This is a genomic window from Kitasatospora sp. NPDC093679, assembly GCF_040683455.1.
Taxonomy (GTDB): domain Bacteria; phylum Actinomycetota; class Actinomycetes; order Streptomycetales; family Streptomycetaceae; genus Kitasatospora; species Kitasatospora arboriphila.
Genome location: NZ_JBFBDW010000002.1, coordinates 164,183 through 186,628, shown reverse-complemented (window position 1 = coordinate 186,628; position 22,446 = coordinate 164,183). Strand labels below are relative to the sequence as shown.

The 22,446-nt window shown below is 70.5% G+C and carries 12 protein-coding genes; 4 read left to right on the top strand and 8 right to left on the bottom strand.

The features are described 5' to 3' along the window. The first annotated feature begins 97 nt into the window (after window positions 1-97). A complete protein-coding gene (locus AB0O09_RS02860; protein WP_363539544.1) occupies window positions 98-385 on the top strand; it encodes a hypothetical protein in 288 nt (95 codons plus the stop codon). Window positions 386-466: 81 nt separating this feature from the next. Here the strand turns inward: AB0O09_RS02860 and AB0O09_RS02855 are convergent, their stop codons facing one another. Genes AB0O09_RS02855 through AB0O09_RS02835 form a run of 5 tightly spaced genes read right to left on the bottom strand, consistent with a single transcriptional unit; the run spans window position 467 to window position 6,150 of the window. Further along, window positions 467-1,234, bottom strand: a complete 768-nt coding sequence (locus tag AB0O09_RS02855) for a 3-oxoacyl-ACP reductase (RefSeq protein WP_263106550.1) — start codon at window positions 1,232-1,234, stop codon at window positions 467-469. Between the two features lie 5 nt (window positions 1,235-1,239). Further along, window positions 1,240-2,604: an aldehyde dehydrogenase family protein gene (locus AB0O09_RS02850; protein WP_363539542.1), complete on the bottom strand. Its 1,365-nt coding sequence runs from the start codon at window positions 2,602-2,604 to the stop codon at window positions 1,240-1,242. Window positions 2,605-2,657: 53 nt separating this feature from the next. Next, window positions 2,658-3,356, bottom strand: a complete 699-nt coding sequence (locus AB0O09_RS02845; protein ID WP_363539540.1) for a gamma-glutamyl-gamma-aminobutyrate hydrolase family protein — start codon at window positions 3,354-3,356, stop codon at window positions 2,658-2,660. Next, window positions 3,353-4,711 carry a glutamine synthetase family protein gene (locus tag AB0O09_RS02840; protein ID WP_363539538.1) on the bottom strand — a complete coding sequence of 453 codons (1,359 nt, stop codon included), beginning with the start codon at window positions 4,709-4,711 and terminating at the stop codon, window positions 3,353-3,355. The genes AB0O09_RS02845 and AB0O09_RS02840 overlap by 4 nt, the downstream gene beginning before the upstream one ends. Further along, window positions 4,708-6,150 carry an amino acid permease gene (locus tag AB0O09_RS02835; RefSeq protein ID WP_363539757.1) on the bottom strand — a complete coding sequence of 481 codons (1,443 nt, stop codon included), beginning with the start codon at window positions 6,148-6,150 and terminating at the stop codon, window positions 4,708-4,710. The genes AB0O09_RS02840 and AB0O09_RS02835 overlap by 4 nt, the downstream gene beginning before the upstream one ends. Before the next feature lie 335 nt (window positions 6,151-6,485). Between AB0O09_RS02835 and AB0O09_RS02830 the strand changes: the two genes are divergently transcribed. From AB0O09_RS02830 to AB0O09_RS02820, 3 genes are all read left to right on the top strand, one after another. After that, window positions 6,486-7,217: an FCD domain-containing protein gene (locus AB0O09_RS02830; RefSeq protein ID WP_344627499.1), complete on the top strand. Its 732-nt coding sequence runs from the start codon at window positions 6,486-6,488 to the stop codon at window positions 7,215-7,217. Between the two features lie 413 nt (window positions 7,218-7,630). After that, on the top strand, window positions 7,631-11,944 hold the full coding sequence (locus AB0O09_RS02825) for a LamG-like jellyroll fold domain-containing protein (protein ID WP_363539536.1): 4,314 nt from the start codon (window positions 7,631-7,633) through the stop codon (window positions 11,942-11,944). 204 nt (window positions 11,945-12,148) lie between these two features. Beyond that, window positions 12,149-19,123 (top strand): polymorphic toxin-type HINT domain-containing protein, encoded by a 6,975-nt coding sequence (locus AB0O09_RS02820; protein ID WP_363539535.1) that lies wholly within the window; start codon window positions 12,149-12,151, stop codon window positions 19,121-19,123. Window positions 19,124-19,681: 558 nt separating this feature from the next. Here AB0O09_RS02820 and AB0O09_RS02815 read toward each other — a convergent pair. The 3 genes from AB0O09_RS02815 to AB0O09_RS02805 are packed head-to-tail and all read right to left on the bottom strand — an operon-like array spanning window position 19,682 to window position 22,432. Next, window positions 19,682-20,947, bottom strand: a complete 1,266-nt coding sequence (locus AB0O09_RS02815) for a tyrosine-type recombinase/integrase (protein ID WP_363539533.1) — start codon at window positions 20,945-20,947, stop codon at window positions 19,682-19,684. Then, the gene (locus AB0O09_RS02810; RefSeq protein ID WP_363539531.1) at window positions 20,947-21,129 is read right to left on the bottom strand and encodes a helix-turn-helix domain-containing protein; all 183 of its coding nucleotides are present in this window, start codon (window positions 21,127-21,129) and stop codon (window positions 20,947-20,949) included. The genes AB0O09_RS02815 and AB0O09_RS02810 overlap by 1 nt, the downstream gene beginning before the upstream one ends. Continuing rightward, window positions 21,122-22,432 (bottom strand): replication initiator, encoded by a 1,311-nt coding sequence (locus AB0O09_RS02805; protein WP_363539755.1) that lies wholly within the window; start codon window positions 22,430-22,432, stop codon window positions 21,122-21,124. The genes AB0O09_RS02810 and AB0O09_RS02805 overlap by 8 nt, the downstream gene beginning before the upstream one ends. Window positions 22,433-22,446 lie beyond the last annotated feature (14 nt).

The window sequence follows — 22,446 nt, the reverse complement described above, 5'->3', positions numbered from 1 at the left end:
GAGGTGAGGCGGGCGGGTGATCGGGCCGTGTCGGTTCGTACGCGGGCGGTGCGGGCCGCAGGATCGGTGCCGTCCGGCTTCCCGACCAGGAGGACTCATGCGCTCCAGCCTTGCCAGGATCACCACCGCCGCGCTCATCTCCGGCCTCGCCGTCTTCGGCACCGCGGGCGCGGCCGCCGCCCACGGCTCGCTCGCCGTCGGCGGCGACGCCTCCTCCGCCGAGGGCGAGGCCCTCGCGGTCGGCGGCGACGCCGACGCGCTGATCGAGCACGCGCTCGCGGTGGGCGGCGACGCCTCCTCCGCGGAGGGTGCGGCCCTCGCCGTGGGCGGCGACGCCTACGGCTACGGCATCGGCGTCGCGGTCGGCGGGGACTCGTCCTCCTGACCCGTACGACCGACCCCGCAGGACCGGCGACGGCCGGGCGGCCCCGGGGGAGCCGCCCGGCCGTCGCCGGTCCCGTGCCCGCTACTGCGGGGTGACGTAGGCGCCGGAGATGCCGCCGTCCACCAGGAAGGTGTTGGCGGTCATGAACGAGGAGTCGTCACTGGCCAGGAAGGCCACCGCGGCGGCGATCTCCTCCGGCTCGGCGAACCGGCCGAGCGGGATGTGCACCAGGCGGCGGGCGGCCCGCTCCGGGTCCTTGGCGAACAGCTCCTGCAGCAGCGGGGTGTTCACCGGCCCCGGGCAGAGCGCGTTGATCCGGATGCCCTCCCGGGCGAACTGCACGCCCAGCTCCCGCGACATCGCCAGCACGCCGCCCTTGGAGGCGGAGTAGGAGATCTGCGAGGTCGCCGCGCCCATCACCGCCACGAACGAGGCGGTGTTGATGATCGAGCCCTTGCCCTGCCGCTGCATGTGCGGGATCGCGTACTTGCAGCACAGGTAGACGCTGGTCAGGTTGACGTCCTGGACGCGCTTCCACGCCTCCAGTCCGGTGGTGAGGATGGAGTCGTCGTCCGGCGGGGAGATGCCCGCGTTGTTGAACGCGATGTCCAGGCTGCCGTACTCCTCGACCGCCCGCTCGTACATGGCGCGCACCGCCGCCTCGTCGGTGACGTCGGCCTGCACGAACAGGCCGCCGACCTCGTTCGCCGCCTTGGCGCCGGTCTCCTCGTCGAGGTCCACGCAGACGACCTTGGCGCCCTCGGCGGCGAACCGCCGCGCGGTGGCCAGGCCGATGCCGCTGCCCGCTCCGGTGATGACCGCCACCCGGCCGTCCAGTCGCTTGGTCATGCTGGTCACTCCTCCGTGGAGATGAAGACGTTCTTGGTTTCGGTGAAGGCGCTGAGGGCGTCCGGGCCGAGCTCACGGCCCAGACCGGACTGCTTGAATCCGCCGAACGGCGTCGAGTAGCGCACCGAGGAGTGCGAGTTGACGGACAGGTTGCCCGCCTCCACGCCGCGGGCGACCCGCAGCGCACGGCCCACGTCCCTCGTCCAGATGGAGCCGGACAGGCCGTAGTCGGTGGCGTTGGCGATCCGCAGGGCGTCCTCCTCACCGCGGAACGGCACCACCGCCACCACCGGGCCGAAGATCTCCTCGGTGAAGGCCCGGTCGTCGTGCCGCACCGGTGCCAGCACCGTCGGCGGGTACCAGAATCCGGGGCCCTCCGGCGCGCTGCCGCGGAAGGCCGCCTCCGACACGTAGGAGGCCACCCGCTCGCGGTGCGCGGCCGAGATCAGCGGGCCCATCTCGGTCTTCTCGTCCGCCGGGTCGCCGACCCGCACCCCGCGGACGGCCGGCTCCAGCAGCGCCATGAAGTCCTCGAAGACCGACTCCTCGACCAGGATCCGGGAGCGTGCGCAGCAGTCCTGGCCGGCGTTGTCGAAGACCGCGTAGGGCGCGGTGGCGGCGGCCTTCGCCAGATCGGCGTCGGCGAAGACGATGTTGGCGCTCTTGCCGCCGAGTTCCAGGGTCACCGGCTTCACCTGCGCGGCGCAGCCCGCCATGATCTCCTTGCCGACCCGGGTCGAGCCGGTGAAGACCACCTTGCGGACGTCCGGGTGGGTCACGAAGCGCCGGCCGACCACCGGCCCGCGGCCCGGCAGGATCTCCAGCACGCCCTCCGGCAGGCCCGCCTGCAGGGCGAGTTCACCCAGGCGCAGGGCGGTCAGCGGGGTGAGCTCGGCCGGCTTCAGCACGACGGTGTTGCCCGCCGCGAGGGCCGGGGCGAAGCCCCAGGCGGCGATCGGCATCGGGAAGTTCCACGGCACGATGATGCCGACGACGCCGAGCGGCTCCTGGAAGGTGACGTCGACGCCGCCGGCCACCGGGATCTGCCGGCCGAACAGCCGTTCCGGGGCCGCGGCGTAGTACTCGATCACGTCACGGGCGTTGCCCGCCTCCCAGCGGGCGTTGCCGACGGTGTGCCCGGCGTTGGCGACCTCCAGGGCGGCGAGGTGCTCGCGGTCGGCGTCGACGGCCGCGGCGAACGCCCGCAGCAGCCGGGCCCGGTCCGCCGGGGCGACCCGGCGCCACTGCTCGAACGCGGCCCGGGCCCGGGCGATCGCGGCGTCCGTCTCCGCGAGGCCCGCCAGGTCGACGGTGGCGATCACCTCCTCGGTCGCCGGGTTGACCACCTCGTAGCGGTCGGGGTCGGTCATCAGGTGCTCCTTGTCGGGTGGAGAGGCGACGCGGGCCGTGGCCGGGCCGGCGTTCATCCGCGGGCGGCCCGGGTCAGGGCCTCGAAGAGGCGGAGGTCGTCGGGGTCGCTCTCGGGGTGCCACTGGACGCCCAGGGCGAAGCGGTGGTCCGGGAGTTCGACGGCCTCGACCGTCTCGTCGGCGCTCCAGGCGGTCGGCTGCAGACCGCTGCCGAGCCGGGCGACGGCCTGGTGGTGGTAGCAGTTGACCTTGGTGTGCTCGCCGAGGATGCCGGCCAGCCTGCTGCCCGGCCGGATCCGCACCGGCTGCTGCACGAACACCGCCGGGACCTGCTGGTGGCTGCCGTCGGGCAGGTGCTGCAGCAGGCTGCCGCCGAGCGCGACGTTGAGCAGTTGCAGGCCGCGGCAGACCCCGAGCAGCGGCAGGTCGTACGCCAGGGCGGCCGCCAGCACCTCGAACTCCCAGTCGTCGCGGGCCCGGTGGGGCTCCCCCGTGCGCGGGTCGGCGGCGGCCCCGTACCGGGCCGGGTCGATGTCGGCGCCGCCGGCGAGGACGACGCCGTCGAGCGCCTCGACCAGCCGGCCGACGCCGCCCGGCTGCGGGGGCAGCAGGACGGGCGTGCCGCCCGCCCGGGAGACCGCGTCGACATAGGTCTGCGGGACGAGCGAGGCCCTCTGCCGCCAGACCGACCAGGCGGCCTCGTCCTGGTAACTGGTGATGCCGATGAGCGGGCGGTGGCGCACGGGACTCACAACCGCTCGAATCCGCGGCGCCGCTCCCAGTCGGTCACCGCCCGGTCGTAGGCGGCGAGTTCGACCCGGCCGGCGTGCGCGTAGTGCCGGACGACGTCCTTGCCGAAGGCCTCGGTAGCGGCCTCGCTCGCCTCGAAGGCGTCCACCGCCTCGCGCAGGGTGGCGGGCACCCGGGGCGCGTCGGAGGCGTAGGCGTTGCCGGTGAACTCCGGTTCGAGTTCGAGCTGGTGCTCGATGCCGTGCAGCCCGGCGGCGATCAGCGCGGCGACCGCGAGGTAGGGGTTGACGTCACCGCCGGGGACGCGGTTCTCGAAGCGCAGCGACGGGCCGTGGCCGACCACCCGCAGCGCGCAGGTGCGGTTGTCCCGGCCCCAGGCGACCGCGGTCGGCGCGAAGCTGCCGGGCACGAACCGCTTGTAGGAGTTGATCGTCGGGGCGAGCAGCAGCGAGAACTCCCGCAGGCAGGCGAGCTGCCCGGCGAGGAAGTGCTCCATGGTCCGGGAGAAGCCGTACGGGCCGTCGCCCGCCATCACCGGGGAGCCGGCGGCATCGCGCAGGCTCAGGTGGATGTGGCAGGAGTTGCCCTCGCGCTCGTCGTACTTGGCCATGAAGGTGAGGCTGCAGCCCTCCTGGGCGGCGATCTCCTTGGCGCCGGTCTTGTAGACCGCGTGGTTGTCGCAGGTGGTGAGGGCCTCAGCGTACTTGAAGGCGATCTCGTGCTGGCCGAGGTTGCACTCGCCCTTGGCGGACTCCACGGTGAGGCCGGCGCCGGCCATCCCGTTGCGCAGCCGCCGCAGCAGCGGCTCGACCCGGGAGGTGCCGAGCACGGAGTAGTCGACGTTGTACTGGTTGGCCGGGGTGAGGCCGTGGTACGCGCGGTCCCAGGCCTGCTCGTAGGTGTCGCGGAAGACGATGAACTCCAGCTCGGTGCCGGCGTACGCCTGCCAGCCGTAGCCGGCCAGGCGCTCCAGCTGGCGGCGCAGGACCTGTCGCGGCGAGACGGTGACCGGGCGGCCGTCGTGGTGGTGGACGTCGCACTGGACCATCGCGGTGGCCGGGTGCCAGGGCACCATCCGCAGGGTGGCGAGGTCCGGGGTCAGGACGAGGTCGCCGTAGCCGCTCTCCCAGGAGGAGATGGCGTAGCCGTCCACGGTGTTCATGTCGGTGTCGACGGCGAGCAGGTAGCCGCAGCCCTCGGCGGCGCCGGGGACGACGTCGGAGAGGAAGTACTCGGCGGCGAGGCGCTTGCCCTGCAGGCGGCCCTGCATGTCGGTCATGGCGAGGACGACCGTGTCCACGGCGCCGTCGGCGACCAGCTCGCGCAGCCGGTCGAGGGTGAGCCTGGGGCTGCTCATCGGATCTCCAGTTCGGCTTCGAGGGCGGCGAGTTCCTCGGGCGTGCCGTGGACCTTGGGGCCGGTGAACCAGTGCCTGGCGGAGACCAGCCACCACAGGCCGGCGAAGCCGAGGACGACGGCGACCGCGACGGGGGTGTAGTTGAAGCTGACGGCGGTGACGGGGCTGACGGTGGGCAGCATGAACAGCACGGTGATCACGGCCGTCCAGCCGACCGCGACGGTCCCGATGATCCTGCTCCAGCGGCCCAGATGCCAGGGGCCGCGCTGGAAGGCGTCACCCTGGCGCAGTCTGAGGAATGTCGGGATGACGTACGAGATGTACAGGCCGATCACCGAGATGGAGGTGACCGCGGTGTAGGCGGTGGAGTTCCACAGGGCGGGCAGGCCGAGCAGCAGGGCGCCGCCGGTGGCGAGCCAGACCGCGTTGGTGGGGGTGTGGGTGCGCGGCGAGATCCGGTGCCAGAGGGCGGAGCCGGGCAGGGCGCCGTCCCGGGAGAAGGCGTAGATCATCCGGGAGTTGGCGGTGACGGAGGCCATGCCGCAGAAGAACTGGGCACCGATCACGATGAGCAGCAGCAGCTTGGCGCCGGTGGTGCCGATCGCGTCGATGAAGATCTGTGCGGGCGGCACGCCGGTCGCGCCGTCGAGGGCGCCCTGGTAGTCCTGGATGGCGAAGGTGATGCCGAGCAGCAGCACCCAGCCGGCGACCAGCGAGACGGTGATCGCGTTGACGATGCCGCGCGGGCCGGAGCGGGCCGCGTCGTGGGTCTCCTCGGTCATGTGCGCGGAGGCGTCGTACCCGGTGAGGGTGTACTGGGCGAGCAGCAGGCCGAGCATGGCGACGTAGAACTGGCTGTGGAAGCCGGTGTTGTTGACGAACTCGGTGAAGACGAAGGACGCCGAGGCGTGCTTGGACGGCAGGATCGCGAGCGCGCCGACGATCACGGTGACGCCGACCAGGTGCCACCAGACGGAGACGTCGTTGAGGCGGGCGACCAGCTTGACGCCGAGGGTGTTGAGCAGGCCGTGCAGCAGCAGGATCACCGCGAAGATCTCCACGGTGTGCGCCGGGGTGGCCGCGAAGTCGAACTGCAGGGCGAGGAAGGCGTTGGTGAAGAACGCGGCGCCGTAGTCCACACCGGCGGTGACGGCGACCTGGCCGAGGAAGTTGAACCAGCCGGTGAACCAGGACCAGGCGGCGCCGCGGCTGCGGGCCAGCTTGGCCGACCAGTAGTAGAGGCCGCCCGCGGTCGGGTAGCTGGAGCAGATCTCGGCCATCGCCAGGCCCACGCAGAGGGTGAGCAGGCCGACCAGCGGCCAGCCCCAGACGATCATCGCCGGGCCGCCGGTGTTCATGCCCATCCCGTACAGGGTGAGGCAGCCGGAGAGGATCGAGACGATCGAGAAGGAGACGGCGAAGTTGGAGAAGCCGGACATCGAGCGGGTGAGCTCCTGGGCGTAGCCCAGCTCGTGGAGCCGCTGTTCGTCGGCGGAAACGGGCGGGTTCGCCGCCGGAAACACGGGTGCGGGAGTGTGCTGTGCTGCCTGGTCGGGTGTGGGGTCGGCGGACATGGGCACCCCTGGGGAGTGAGGCGGGCCTGGACACGCGCAGCCACGGCGGTGTGGGTGCGCCCTCCGAACATTCAATGGCCCGAAACCAGACCATTGGATGGGCAGCATCGTTCACCCTGGGTTCGGGGCACGTCAAGAGGGACGCGGCGAAGGACCCCGGCCCGCCGGGGCCGGACGTCGGGGCTGGGTACGATGCCCGCGTGGACGAGGCAGGGATCGACTGGCAGGCGGGGGCGATCTTCCGGCCCGTCCGGACGGGCAACGCCTTCGAGGAGACCGTCGAACGGCTGCTGCAGGCCATCAAGCTCGGCGTCTTCGGCCACGGCGACCGGCTGCCCGCCGAACGCGAGCTCGCCGCCCGGCTCGGCATCGGTCGCGAGACCCTGCGCGAGGCGATCCGCTCGCTGCAGCAGGCCGGTGCGGTGGAGTCCCGCCGCGGCCGCTACGGCGGCACCTTCGTCACCTACCGGATGCCGCCGCCGGACGTCGCCGACCTGCGCCGCGCCGCCAGCGACCTCGGCGAGGAGCTGGAGGACGCGCTGACCTACCGGCTCGTCCTGGAGGCCGGCGCGGCCGAGACGGCGGCCCGCCGCGACCTCACCGCCGAGCAGCGCGCCTACCTGCGGCGGCGGCTCACCGACCTGGAGCAGGCCCCGCCGGAGGAGTACAGGCGGCTCGACTCCCGCTTCCACCTCGCGATCGCCGAACTCACCGGCTCCCGCTCCCTCGCCACCGCGATCGCCGAGGCCCGCATGCGGCTCAACGACCTGCTGAACGCGATCCCGATCCTGGACCGCAACATCGACCACGCCGCCCACCAGCACCGCGGCATGGTCGACGCGATCCTCGCGGGCGACGCCGACACCGCCCGCCGCGCCACCGAGGAGCACCTGGCCGCCACGGCCGCCCTGCTCCGCGGCTTCCTGGGCTGACGGTCGGTTCGCCGGCTCATCCTCGACGCCTTTTCTGACTGCGTCATTGATGTGTCGTCAGGATTGAGTCGGGCGAAATGCCGAACGGGCGGAAGCACATGACGGACATTCAGTTCTTGAATATACATCACCTGAAAGCGTGTGAGTCCGATCACACTCATCCCGGCAGGCTTGTCCGTTTTTGGTTCGCCTTGCCACGTAATGATCACCTGGCGCTGCGGTGACGCGGGCTCACATTCCCCCTCTAGCACATTGACTAAACATTTCTCGATGATCATCATTCGTGCTGCCAACTTAAGATTCGGTTAAAGCTGGGGTGTGTCGTGGTTTTGTTGCGACCCGGGTGGGGGTGGTCACCCTCCAGGTGGGTGGCCGCCGCTGCCATTGCAGGCATGGTGGGCGGGATCGGGGCCGTGCCAACGGCTGCCGCGACGAGTTCCTCGTCGACCATCGGTGTGGCCAACGGCTGGGGAGACGACGCATCCAAGGCCCCCACGAGTGCGGAGCGCTCCGCGGTCGCGGAGGCCGAGCGGACCGGCAAGCCCGTCGACGTGGCCACCAAGCGGTCGGAGTACAGCGACACCGCCGCCCAGCCCGACGGCCGGCTGGTGACGACGACGTACGTGCAGCCGCACCGCGTACGGAAGTCGGGGGCCTGGGTCGACATCGACCCCACGCTCCGCAGGCGCACCGACGGGACGCTGGCTCCAGCGGCGGCAACGGCCGACGTGGTCTTCTCCGGCGGCGGCGCGGGCGAACCGCTGGTGCGGATGGTCTCCCGCGGGCGGGAGCTGAGCCTGTCGTGGCCGACGGTCCTGCCGGCGCCGGTGGTGGACGGCAGCACGGCCGAATACCGGTCGATCCTCCCCGACGTCGACCTGCGCCTCACGGCGACCCGGACGGGCTTCACCCAGCTCGTCGTCGTCCGCACCCCGGCGGCGGCGAAGAACCCTGCGCTGGACACCCTGCGGCTGGGGCTCAAGGCGGACGGCCTGGCCCTCAAGGAGGCCGCGGACGGCACCCTGACCGCCGTGGACAAGGGCGCCGGCGGGGTGGTCTTCACGGCGCCGACCCCCGTCATGTGGGACTCGTCGCGGAAGGCCGCCGAGAACACCACCGGGGTGAAGCCGAAGGCCGCCCCGGCAGTCCCTGCCGCGCGAGCGGACGCCGCTCCCGCGGCGACGGGCACCACCGGTCAGGCCGACGACTACGCGCCGCACGAGGACGCCAAGGTCTCCCGGATCGCGGTCGACTTCCCGGCGGCGCTGGACAGGCTCGTGCTGACGCCGGACCAGACCATGCTGGACGACCCGGCCACGGTCTTCCCGGTCATGATCGACCCCGCGTGGAACACCCCCACCGCCACGGACTGGGCGGGCGTCTCCAAGTACTACCCCACCCAGCCGTACTGGCACTTCAGCAGCACCGGCTCCTACGTCCACGACTGGGGTGTCGGGTACTGCGGTGACACCAGCCGCTGCGTTCCGAAGGACGTGAAGCGCGCGTTCTTCCAGATACCCAACAGCCAGTTCATCGGCAAGCAGATCCTCAGCGCCGAGTTCGGCACCTACGAGAGCCACTCGTACTCCTGCAGCGCGCGGCCCGTGGAGCTGTGGAGCACCGGCTACATCACCAACAAACTGACCTGGAACAGCCAGAACGCAGCCGGGTTCTGGAGCAGCAAGCTGCAGACCGCGAACGCCGCGAAGGGCTACGACAGCACCTGTCCCGGTGGCTGGCTGGAGTTCGGCGGCACCTCCGGGCCGGTCAAGGACCTCGTCCAGAACGCGGCGAACTGGAACTGGCCGACCATCACCTTCGGTCTGAAGGCCGAGAACGAGAGCGACTCGTACGGCTGGAAGCGCTTCACCGACGACGCCTACCTCCGCGTCAACTACAACCTTCCGCCGCGCCAGAGCCCGATCAGTGCCCTCAGCATGACACCGGGCAGTTGCGTCTCCACCGGCACCACCGTCACCACGTGGCCGAAGATCAACGCGACGGCGACCGACCCGGACGGGGAGGCCATCGGCGTCCAGTTCGCCGTGGGCTGGGACGACGGCACCGGCTACCGCCGCCGCTGGTGGTCCACCGGGAGCACCGAGACGACCACCCCGGCGAGCAACACCTTCAAGGCTTCCGGATCCGTCTTCTCATACCAGCTACCGGCGCTGCCGGCCGCGACCGTCGGAGCCTACGGGTGGGACATGAGGGCCTGGGACGGTGCCAGCTGGGGCCCCTGGTCGTCCGACGGCGACCCGACCAACTGCTACTTCTTCCTCGACACCACGGCCCCCGGCGTTCCCGTGGTGTCGTCGGACACGTACCCGGTGGTCGACGACATCACCAAGCCGCTGGCCGCCGCCGACGGCGTGGGCCGGTACGGCACCTTCACGCTGGACGCGCCCGACAACGACGTCGTCAAGTACCAGTGGGGCGTCGACACCGCCGCACCCGACCACGACCTCGCCACGACGAACGGCGCACCGCAGTCGATCAGCGTGCTGCCCACCACCCCCGGCCAGCACCGCATCGTCGTCCGAGCCGTCGACGCCGCCGACCATGCGTCCGGGCTCACCACGTACTTCTTCAACGCGCTGGACGGGCAGACCGAGCGCGCCAACTGGTCCATGGACGACACCGGGGGCACCGCGACCGCGGGCACGCCCGCGAAGGTGACCGCGGCGCTGAACACCGGCACGAGCCTCCAGGCCGCCGGGCACGCCGGCACCGCGCTGGCGTTCAACGGCACCGGCGGCGCCTACGTCGACGGCCCGGCCGGGCTGCTGGACACGGGCAGGAGCTTCACCGTCTCGGTCTGGGCGAACATCGCCAATGCCGACGTGACGCGCACGGCGGTCAGCCAGGCCGGTGCCAACACGGCCTTCTTCGACCTCGGTGAACGCGGCGGCAAGTGGTCGTTCACCACCTTCACCAAGGACCTCGCGAACGGTTTCGGCTGGCAGTCCGCCACCGGCACCACCGCCGTCGTCCCCAACCGGTGGACGCACCTGACCGGCGTCTACGACTCCGCCGCGGCGAAGGTGTTCCTCTACGTGGACGGCACGCTGGTGGCCCAGGCCGCGGCTCCGTCGTCGTTCGGAGCCGTCGGCCCGCTCGAGTTCGGCCGGCTCCGCTACATGGGTGCCAACGTCGACCCGTGGATGGGTTCCCTCGACGAGGCCCGGATGTGGAGCCGTGCGCTGTCCGCCTCCGAGGTGGCGCAGGTCGCCGGCGACGCGGCCCTGTCGAGCGGTGTGCCCGCCAAGTCGGTGTGGCACTTCGACGAGCCCGCCGGCGCGACCTCGACGGCCGGAGCCCCGGAAAGCGATGCGCTCGCTCTGGAGGGCGGCGCGAAGATCCAGTCCGCCGGCGTCCGCGGCACCGCGGCGACCTTCGACGGTGTGGACGACCGCGCGCACACGGCGCACCCCGCGGTGGACGCCACCCGCAGTTTCTCGGTCGCGGCCTGGGCGCGGCTGCCGAAGCCCGCGGACAGCGACACCAGGAAGCGGACGATCGTCACCCAGTCCGGTGCCCACGTCGGCGAGTTCGCCCTGTCGTACGCGGCCGACACCAAGAAGTGGGTGTTCACCCGTTACAAGGAGGACACCGCCACCGCCGCGCTCGTGACGGCCTCCCAGCCGAGCTGCACATCGGCCACGCCCGGTACCACACCGTGCTTCGGGCCCTCCGACGGCCAGTGGACGTACCTGGTCGGCGTGTCCGACGCCACGGCCAGGAAGATCCGGCTGTACGTGAACGGATTCCTCGTGTCCGAGACCGACTTCACGCAGACCGCCCCGACGGCGGCGCCCGGGTTCCTCCAGGCCGGCGCGGGCGCGAAGGAGGGCGCGAGCAACGAGTTCTTCGACGGCGACATCGACGAGGTCCGGGTCTGGGACCGGGTCGTCACCGGCCCCGAGATCGCCTCGGCGGTCCGTTCCAAGCCGGTCGTCGCCGGTCGCTGGAAGCTCGACGAGCAGAGCGGGACGACGCCCGCGACCACGCCGGACGACTCGCCGGCGGCCGCCCACGCCACCCTGGTGGGCACTGCCGCCACCGATGCTCCCAGCGTCTACCTCGACGGAACCGCGCTCAACCTGGACGGCACCACCGGCGCCGCGGAGAGCACCACCACTCCGCTCCACACGGACCGCAGCTTCACGCTGACCATGTGGGCGGGCCAGGCGGGTGACGCGACCCGCGACATGACGCTCCTCTCCGTTCCCGGCTCCAGTGGGACGGCGGTCAGCGTCCGCTGGCACTACCTCGGCCTCGACCCGACCACCCAGCAGCCTAAGGGCGAGTGGCAGGCGACGGTCGCCGGCACGGACGGCACCACGGGCGCGACCGCCACCGCGGTGCACGCACCCGGCCAGAACACCGGCAACTGGTCGCACCTCACCGTGGTGTACGACGGCCTCGCCGGCCAGCTCTCGCTCCTCGTCGACGGGGTGCCGGATATGAGCAACTGCAACGGTCAGCCCCTCGGCTGTACGGCCCGCAGCACCGCCCAGCCGGCCTTCAGGCCGTTCGACGCGGCATCCGCCGTCAGCGGACAGGCACGGGTCGACATGGGTGGCACGAAGTCCGCCGGCACCTGGGGGCAGTACTTCTCCGGCCAGGTGGACGACGTCTGGGCCTTCCAGGGCGTCCTCGACGACCACCAGATCGAGCAACTGGTCAATCCCAACACCGTGGTCGCCACCTCCGGCCTCTTCTGACCGGCAGACCCGACGTGAGGGGCGGACGGCGCACCGGCCGCCCCTCACCCCTTCGTTCCCCGCCGCCGCCCGGCCGCGGGGACCACGGCGGGCGCACCGCGCCCGCCGTTCCCGATGCGCCCCGCCCGGGGCACCGTCACGAGGAAGACACGCATGAGTAGGAACAGGGCTGCCGCAGGGCGGTCCCGGCCGAGAACGGCAGCCGTGGTGGCTGCCGTTCTGATCGGATCACTGCTGCCGACGGTGCCGTTGGCCGCGGCGGCGTCCGCGGCCGGCTTCACGAAGCCCGCCGTCCCGTCACCGGGCACGCCGGTGAAGGTCAAGAACGCGGGTGTGAAGGCCGCCAAGGCGAACACCACGCTCAGCGCCCCGGCCGCGCGCCAGGTGTCCTGGCCCAAGGCCGGCACGGCGAAGGCCGCGCTCGCCCCGGGGAAGGACGCCAAGGCGGGGGCGCTCCCCGTCAGCCTGACGGCGGCCGGCAGCACGCCCGGCGGAGTGTCGGCCGACGTCCAGGTCCTCGGCCGGGACGCGGCCGAACGGGCCGGGATCTCCGGCGTGCTGATGACCGTCGGAGCGCCGACCGGGCCGTCCGGCACCTCGGCCGAGGTCGCGGTCGACTACAGCGCCTTCGCCCAGGCAGGCGGTGCCGGATTCGGTGCGCGACTGCGCCTGGTCCGGCTCCCGGCGTGCGTACTGACGACGCCCGAGAAGCCCGAGTGCCGGGTGCAGACGCCGCTGAAGGGCGGCAACGACACCGAGCACCAGGTCGTCCGGGCCGAGGGCGTCCCGCTGACCGCACCCGCCGCACCCGCCGGGCAGCTGCGTCTGCAGGCCACCGGCGGCAGCACCGTCCTCGCCGCCACCGTCGGCTCCGGCGGCCCGTCGGGTGACTACAAGGCGACCCCGCTCTCCTCGGCCTCGACCTGGTCGACGTCGCTGAACAGCGGGTCGTTCACCTGGTCCTACGACATGCCGCTCACCGAGATGCCGGGCGGACTCACCCCGAAGCTGGGGCTCGCCTACAACTCGGGCAGCATCGACGGACGCACCGTCAACAGCAACAACCAGGGCTCCTGGGTCGGCGACGGCTTCAGCATGGACTCCGGCTTCGTCGAGCGGACCTACAAGCCCTGTGCCGACGACGGCGCGCCGAAGACCAACGGCGCCGACCCGGGCGACCTGTGCTGGGCCACCGACAACGCCACCATCGCCTTCGCCGGCCACAGCGGCGAACTGATCCCGGTCTCCGCGGACGAATGGCGGATCAAGGGCGACGACAGCACCAAGATCGTCCGCCTGCGCGACGCCAACCGGGGCAACGGCGACAACGACGGCGAGTACTTCCGCGCCACCACCACCGACGGCACCGCCTACTACTTCGGCTACAACCGGCTGCCGAACTGGGCCTCGGGCAAGGCGGAGACCAAGTCCGTCTACACCGTGCCGGTGTTCGGCAACAACAGCGGCGAGCCCTGCTACAACAGCAGCGGCTTCGCGTCGTCGTGGTGCCAGCAGGGCTGGCGCTGGAACCTCGACCTGGTCGTCGACAGCCACGGCAACGACATCACCTACTGGTACACGCCCGAGGGGAACAACTACGGGCGCAACCTGAAGGCCACCGACCGCACGCCGTACGTCCGCGGCGGTCACCTGGACCACATCGACTACGGGCAGCAGCAGGGCGACATCTACTCCGCCACCGTCCAGCCGATGGCCCGGGTGGAGTTCAAGACCGCGGAGCGCTGCCTGGAGGCCACCGCCTCGCTCTGCGACCCGGCGAACATCAACACCAACCGCCAGTACTGGTACGACACCCCGTGGGACCAGAACTGCGACACCGGCAAGGACTGCGACAACGGCCGGTACTCGCCGACCTTCTTCACCCGGACGCGGCTCAGCCAGGTCGTCGCCAGCACCCTGCGCGCCGACGGAACCCTGAAGCCGGTCGACACCTGGGACCTGACGCACAGCTGGGGCACCGCGGACTACGACTACCAACTGCTGCTCACCTCCGTCCAGCGGACGGGCAACGCGACCACCGCCGAGTCGCCCTCGGCCGTGGTGGTGCCGAAGACCACGCTGGTCTACAAGCAGCTGGTCAACCGGCTCGACAAGACCGGTGACGGCCGCGCACCCTTCATCAAGCAGCGCCTGGGCACCGTGATCGACGAGGTCGGCGGGCAGATCGACGTCAACTACTCCGCCGCCGCCTGCGACGAGAACCACCTGCCCACGCCGCAGACCAACACCACGCGCTGCTTCCCGCAGCAGTACCAGCCCACCAACGACGTCCCGGTCACCACGGAGTGGTTCAACAAGTACCTCGTCGACAGCGTGCTGGTGACCGACCGCACGGGCGGCGCGCCCGACATGGTCACGCACTACACGTACCTCGGTGACGCGGCCTGGCACTTCGACGACCTCGACGGCATCACCAAGGAGAAGCTCAAGACCTGGTCCCAGTGGCGGGGTTACGGCCGCGTCCGGGTCGAGACCGGCGGCAACAGCGGGATGTCCACACAGGGCGAGCACTTCTTCCTGCGCGGAACGGACGGCGACCGCACCGACGCCACGGACCGGACCAAGACCCGCTCCGTCTCCGTCGACGACGGCCTCGGCAACCCGATCACCGACGACGACGCCTGGGCCGGGTACGAGTACCGCACGGAGAAGTACGACGGGCCGGGCGGCAAGGTCCTCTCCAAGACGGTGAACACACCGTGGAAGAAGACCACGGCCACCCGCGTCCGCGACTGGGGCACGACCACCGCCAACCTCACCGGCACCCAGGACACCCGCACCTTCACCTCGCTCGACAACGGGGCGGGCAGCGCCTGGCGCGAGACCCGCACCAAGAGCACGTTCGACGACTACGGCCGCACCACCCAGTCCGAGGGTCTCGGCGACACCGCCGTCACCACGGACGACCAGTGCACCCGCACCACCTACGCCGACAACACCGGCGCATGGATCCTCAACAAGGCGATCCGCGCCGAGACGGTCGCGGCGAACTGCGGTGCGACCGTCGACCGCACCACCAAGGGCGACGGCACCTCCGACGTCCTCGCCGACGTCCGCACCCGGTACGACGGGCAGGCCTACGGCGCGGCCCCGACCAAGGGCGACGCGACACTGGAGGAGACCCTCAAGTCGCAGACCGGCACCAAGGCCACGTACCTGGACAACGCCACCGGGTACGACGTCTACGGCCGGATCCTGACCAGCACCAGCCTCGCGTCGACCACGGTGTTCGACACCACCGGCACGCCCGGGCCGGTCACCACCGCGTCCACCAGCGCACGCACCACCACCACCGCGTACACGCCGGCCACCGGCCGGCCGACCAGGTCCACGGTCACCACGCCGCCGGCGAAGGCCGGGGACGCCACGACGGCCCAGACCACCACGGCCGACCACGACCTGCTGCGGGGCCAGACCGTCGACTCGATCGACGCCAACACCCTGCGCACGGACGTCGTCTACGACGCGCTCGGCCGGACGCTGAAGGTCTGGCGGCCCGACCACCTGAAGCTCAACAACCCCGGCAGCCCGAACCTGGAGTACGCGTACACCGCGGCCTCCGGACAGCAGGCCGCCTCGGTCACCACGAAGACCGTCAACAAGGACAGCAGCCAGGACACCTCGTACACCGTCTACGACGGCCTCGGCCGCGTGCGGCAGACCCAGGAACCCGGGCCGAACAACGGTCGGCTGATCACCGACGCCTTCTACGACGAGCGGGGCCAGACCGTCCTCACGTACGCGCCGTACTACGCGACCGGCGCGCCCAGCGCGACGCTCGCCACCGTCGCGGACACCACCGGTGTGGAGACCCAGACCCGCAACGAGTACGACGGCCTCGGCCGGGTCACCAAGACGACCCTGCTCAAGGGCAACGGGCCCGGCACGGCGCTGGCCAGCACCCTGATCGCCTACGGCGGCGACCGCACGACCGTCACCCCGCCGCAGGGCGGCACCCCCACCACCACGATCACCGACGCGGCCGGACGCACCACCGAGCTGCGCCAGTACAAGGCGTCGACCCCGACGGGGGCCTACGACACCACCAGCTACTCCTACAACCGTGCGGGCAACCTGACGGGTCTCACCGACCCGGCCGGCACCGGCTGGTCCTGGACCTACGACCAGCTCGGCCGCCGGACGAAGGCCGTCGACCCGGACGCGGGCACCACCACCACGGCCTACAACGACCGCAGCGAGGCCGTCAGCACCACGGACGGGCGCGGGAAGACCGTCGCGACGGTCTACGACAACCTCGGCCGACCGCTGGAGACCCACGACGGCACGGCCACCGGCCCGCTGCTGACCTCCCGCACCTGGGACCCGGCCGGCAACAAGGGCCAGCTCTCCACCGCCAGCCGGTTCACCACCGTCGGCGGCACCACCTACGAGTACAAGACCGCGTACTCGTTCTTCGACAAGCTCTACCGGCCGGGCCGCACCACCTACACCGTTCCCTCCGTCCCCGGCCAGGAGAAGCTGGCCGGCAGCTACACCCTCGGCACGATCTACAGCCTCGACGGCACGGTCGCCTCGATCTCCTACCCGACCGCGGGCAACCTCGCCGGCGAGTCCGTGGCGTTCACCTACGACGCCCTGCACCGGCCCACGGCGGCCAGCGGCACGGGCAGCATCCCGTACCTGTCCGGGCAGACCTACGACTACAGCGGCAAGCCGCAGCAGGCCGTCCTGTCCAACGGCACCGCCAACAAGCAGATCACCGTCACCAACTCCTACGAGTTCGGCACCCAGCGCCTGCAGGCCAGCAGCACGACCCTGCAGAACAACCCCACCCCGGTGCGGGCCTCCGCCTACACCTACGACCAGGCGGGCAACGTCACCTCGCTGACCGACACGTCCTCGTACGGGACCGACCGGCAGTGCTTCCAGTACGACTACCTGGCACGCCTCACCGAGGCCTTCACCCCCTCGGGGGCGACCTGCCCGATCAGTCCCACCGGCACCCAGCTGGGCGGCCCGGCGCCGTACTGGACCAGCTGGACCTACAACACCAACGGCACCCGCGCCACTGAGACCCGCCACGACCCCGCGGGCAACACGGGCCAGGACGCGACCACCGGCTACACCTACCCCGCCGCCACCGCCGCGCAGCCCCACGCGCTGAGCGGCACGAGCACTGTCGTCGGCGCGCTCGGAACGCCCGTCCCGGAGACCTACGGCTACGACGCGGCCGGCAACACGCTGGCCCGTCACCTCAAGCCCGCGGCCGACCGGTCGAGCGACCAGGACCTCACCTGGAACACCGAGGGCCGCCTGGCGTCCGTCAACGACACGGTCTCCGTGACGACCGGCGGCACCACCACCAAGACGGCCCGGACCACCGACTACCTGTACGACGCCGACGGCAACCGGCTCCTCGCCCACAACCTGGACAGTGCCGCTCCCGCCGCCGAGAACTGGACGCTCTACCTCGGCAACACCGAGCTGAACCTCGTCAAGGGGGCCCTCAAGGCGAAGGCGACCCGTTACTACCCGCTCGGCGCGGCCACCGCGGTCCGCACGGACGACAACGCGGTCACCTTCCAGATCAACGACCACCACGGCACCGCCGAACTCGGCATCGACGCCACCACCAACGCCGCCAGCCAGCGCCGCTCCACCCCCTTCGGCGGTACCCGCGGCACCCAGCCCACCGGTTGGGCCGGTACCCGGGGCTTCCTCAGCGGCACCAACGAACCGACCGGCCTCACCCACCTGGGCGTCCGCGACTACGACCCGGCCACCGGCCGGTTCACCAGCGTGGACCCCCTCCTCGTCCCCACTGACCCGCAGGCCCTCGCCGGCTACACCTACAGCGACAACAACCCGCTGACGTTCAGCGACCCGAGCGGTCAGATGCTGAACTGCGGTGGCGAGGAAGCGAACTGCCCGACCGGCGGTCACTCGGGCGGCAACGCACCGGGCGGCAGCGGGGACGGCGGGGGCGGAGGCGGAGGCGGCGGCTCGGGCGGCAACCCTTGGGCCGACGAAGACGCCGTCATCAGCAACCTGATCGCCACCTTCACCCCGAAGAGCAACGACAGGGACGAACTGCTCCGCTGGTACTTCGACTTCACGTACGGCCAGCAGGCGTTCAACGGCGACTTCTGGTTCGGCGCACACCGCGGCGAGAACGGACAGACGTCCTACCTCTGCCTTGGGCGTGAAGCCTGCATCCAGGCGGCCCGCTACCTCCAGAAGCACGACGACGTCGCCGGCGCCAAGCGCATCGCCGCCACCTACTGCATCGTCAACGACTGCGGTGCCAGTCAGGGCGCGTTCGACGCACTCAGCGCGAAGTCCGAGGAATTCGCCTTCCTCATGGCCGACGGACTCGGCTCCCTGAAGGGTGCCGGAGCAGCAAAGGCCGATGCGGGATCATTCAGAAGCCGCATCGTGAACCGGCTCAAGGGCTGCAACAGCTTCAGCCCGGACACCCTCGTCCTCATGGCCGACGGCACGCTGAAGCCCATTAGGGACATCCGTCCCGGGGACAAGGTCGAGGCAGCCGATCCGGACACCGGTAAGGACATCGGCGCCCGAACGGTCACCACGACCTGGCTCAACAAGGACACCGACCTCGTGGACGTCCAAGTCCAGTCCGAGGACGGCACCAGTAGCACCGTCCACACCACCGCCCACCACCCCTTCTGGGACGAAACCACCCACACCTGGACCACGGCAGACCGCCTGGCCCCGGGGCACTACCTCGCAACGCCAAACGGCACCGCTGTTGTCACCGCCACCCGTACGGTGTCCGGCACCGCCGACATGCACAACCTCACGGTAGACGAGCTCCACACGTACTATGTACTCGCGGGTTCCACGCCGATTCTCGTGCACAATAGCGGTCCATTCTGCGGCGAGCCGATTGGTGGAAAGATCGGTGACCATCTTGGTGGAGAGGACTTCCATGGAAGCGAGTACTCGCTTGACGAGATCGTGGAATTCGTGAATGGTCATACGGGAGATGGGAACCCGACCATGGGGCGACCGACGGCAACAGAGATTGAAACGACTTTGCGCCAGGCTGGACCGGCTCGTATCGGCAACCAGAATGCCGCGCAGTTTGACTACAGGGGCGTGAGGGTGATCGTCAACTATGATATGCCGTGGAAGAGTACGGCATACTACCCCGGTTCGCTTGGAAAGCCGTGACTATCGTGACCAATTCTGACCTGTCCTGGATTTCTGGACGCCTGTCCCCCGATGACGTGCGCGCGTTGGAGGGGGTGGTCGTCCACCTCTCTGGCCAGCGGAGTATCACTCTTCCCCAGCTTCTGGCTTCTTGGAAGGCTCACGTAGAGAAGCTTGAGGCAGACCTCTCCTTGCCCAGCTCGGACAGGTCCGTATGGGGGGCGCACGACTTGGTCGCCGCTTTGGTCCTCCGGGATTTCATCCAGGATGGACTGGGGGCTCTTGATGTCGCACTGAGATCCCACTTCGAAATCCTACTCTCGGAAATCGACAGCCGTTTTATCTCCTTCACGGAGCCGGATGATCTGCTCCGTGTTGAAAAGGTGGACGCTCGCCCTGGGAGTGAACGTGAATGGTGGTGGAAGCGGATCCCCGTAACCGGACCGGCGCGCGAAGAGGTGATTCTTTACAGTGGGCTTAATTAACGCCCTGTAAATAAGCGCCAACGATAGAAGCCCTCCCCGTGGTGCGTCCTGGGGAGGGCTTCTTGGCGTCTTGACGGCAACGCTGACGGCAACGTCAGCGGACGGGTTCTGCACTTGGCGGGTCGTCAGGGGTCTCGGACGCTCGGAGCGCGTTGCCGAGGGTGTCGATGGCTTGCCGCTGGAGGCGGAGCCTGACGTGGGCGTAAACCGTGGCGGTAACGCCGATGTGAGCGTGACCGAGGAGTTCCTTGATCACCACAAGCTCGACGCCCTGTTCGAGGAGCAGGGTCGCGGCGGTGTGTCGGAGATCGTGAAACCGGATGCGGCGAAGCCCGGCTGTCTGACACAGCACGGTGAAGTGCCGGGTCAGGGTGGAGGGTTCGGTGGGTGAGCCGTCAGGCGCGGTGAAGACGAAGCCGCTCTCTGTCCAGACCGCACCAGTGGCCTCGCGCTCTCGGTCCTGCTGTTCGCGGTGGCGCTTGAGTGAGTGGACGCACTCGGTTGGCAGGGCGATGCGGCGCTCGGAGCTGACGGTCTTGGTGGGTAGGGTGGTCAGGCCGCCGGTGGGGGTGCGCTGGAGGGTGCGGCGGATGCTGGCGGTGCCGTTGTCCAGGTCGAGGTCTTCCCAGCGCAGGCCGAGGAGTTCGCCCTTGCGCAGGCCGGTGCGGAGCGCGAGGTCGAACAGGGCCCGCAGCCGGTGCCCCTCGACGGATGCGAGGAACCGCCTGGCCTCGGCGACGGTGAGCGGTTCGAAGCGCCGGGGCCGGGGAGCTCCGGTTTTGATGTTGCGGGCGACGTTGCGCGGCAGTTCGTCCTCGCGGACGGCGTGCTCCAGTGCGGACTTGAGCACCGAGTGGACGTAGGTGACGGTGAGTGGGGACAGCCGCTTGCCGCAGCACTGGCCGACCGCGCAGCAGCGCTGCTGCTTGTCGAGCCCGCGAGCGCAGCACTGGCAGGTGATGCGGAGCCGGTCGAGCCAGGTGCGGACGTCCTTGGCGGTGAGATGGGCGATCTTCTTCCGGCCGAGGCCGGGTATGACGTAGATGCGGACGCAGGTTCGGTAGCGGGTGTGGGTGTTCTCGCGGAGGCGGTGGACGGCGACGCTGTCCAGCCAGTACGTGAGATACGCGGTCACGGTACTGTCGGCTGCCGCGACGGCTCGTCCTTGGTTACTCGCTGCGATGCGCTCGGTGAGCTTGTCGGAGGCCTCCTTGCGGGTGGTGCCATAGACGCGGACGCGCTTTCGGCTGCCATCGGTGGCCAGGACGTAGCCGGCGGCTTCCCAGCGGCCGTCCTGGCGTTGGTAGAGCGTGCCTTCACCGTTGGCGCGGCTCTTGCGGGCAGGGCGGGATGTGGTCATCAGGCTGCTTCTTCCAGGTGGGCGTGGAGGTAGTCGGCGAGGGCGTGGGCGGGGATGCGGCGGGCGCGGCCGATGGTGATCGAGGCGATTCGCCGGGTGCGGATGAGGTCGTAGACGGTGGAGCGGCCGATCTTGAGTCGGGCCATGACCTCGGGGACGGTGAGGAGTTCGTCGTCACGCACCGGAGGCCACCCCGCTTCGCTTGACCGGCGGTGTGACGGCGGCGGCGAGGCGGGCGAGTTCGGGTGTGAGGCCGATGCCGGAGTACGCCCAGTGCGAGAGGACGAGCGTGGACGCTTCGTCAGGTCCAGTGGCTGGTGCTCCGGACTGCGAGCGCTGCCACTCGGCCCGTGCCTGCCGCAGCTCGGCGAGGGTGGTGGAGTAGGTGCGGGTCTTGGTGGAGAAGTGGCCTCGGAAGCCGAGCATGTGCGCCCAGGCACGGAGCTTGAGGTCGGCGAGTTCGGGGCGGGTGCCGAGGTCCCAGGCGGTGCGGATCATCTTCTCGGCGTGGACGGGGATGTCCCACTGGGCGAGTTCGCCGATCAGCCGCAGCCGCTGGTCGAGGGTTCCGGCGGCTCCTTCGGCTCCCTTGGTGGCGTACTTGGCGATGTACGCGGCGACGGCCCGTTCGGTGATCTGGGTGCCGCCGTCGAAGTCGGCGGTTCGGATCGGGCGCACGTCGAGCTGGCTGCCGAACTCGAAGGTGGTTGTCTCGCCGCTGAGTTCCGGCCCGACGACGGCAGTCCGGGCAGCGGCGGCGTGTATTGCGTCGGTCAGCAGGTCGACGGTGGCCCAGGTGGGTGGGAGGGACGTGTTGCCTTCCGGTCCGTCGAGGCGGATGACGGCGTGGAAGTGGACGAGTCCGCGTCGCTGGTACTCGGCGACCTTGGCGTACGACACCCTGACGACCGTGGACAGTTTGCGCTGGGCCACTCCGGCGAGGCGAGCGACCTCGCGGCGGAGGTTGAGCATGAACCGGGACCACAACGCTGGGGCGTGGGCGTTCCAGAGCACCGCACCCTGGTAGTCGTAGCGGTCCGGGCTGAGGGGGGAGCCGAGAGCAGGGTCGTCCTCGGCGTGGTTCTGGCCGCAGCGGCAGCGGCGGCCGGAACCGGACGGGCCGGTGGGGCGGTTGTGGACTGGGCCGAAGGAGGGGGCGGTGAAGGTGGCGAAGACCCTGGGGTGCCGTCCCACGGTTTCGGGGACGGTCTTGCCGCCGCGCAGGCCGGCGGTGATGAGCTGGAAGGTGTCCTGGCGGTAGACCTCAGCGCAGGATGGGCAGCGAGTGGCGCGGCGGTTGCCGCAGCGGACGAGCAGGCATCCGGCGGGCATCTCGGCGGAGTCGAGGTGGCGGAGGATCATGCCGGTGGCGGAGTCGACCTCGGTCCGGTGGCCGTCGAGGCGGACCGGGCGGGAGCACCCGCCGAGCGTGGTCAGCTGGCGGACCAGGCCGGGAAGCTTGCCGAGGGAACCGAGCGAGGCCATGTCCTGCGGCGACA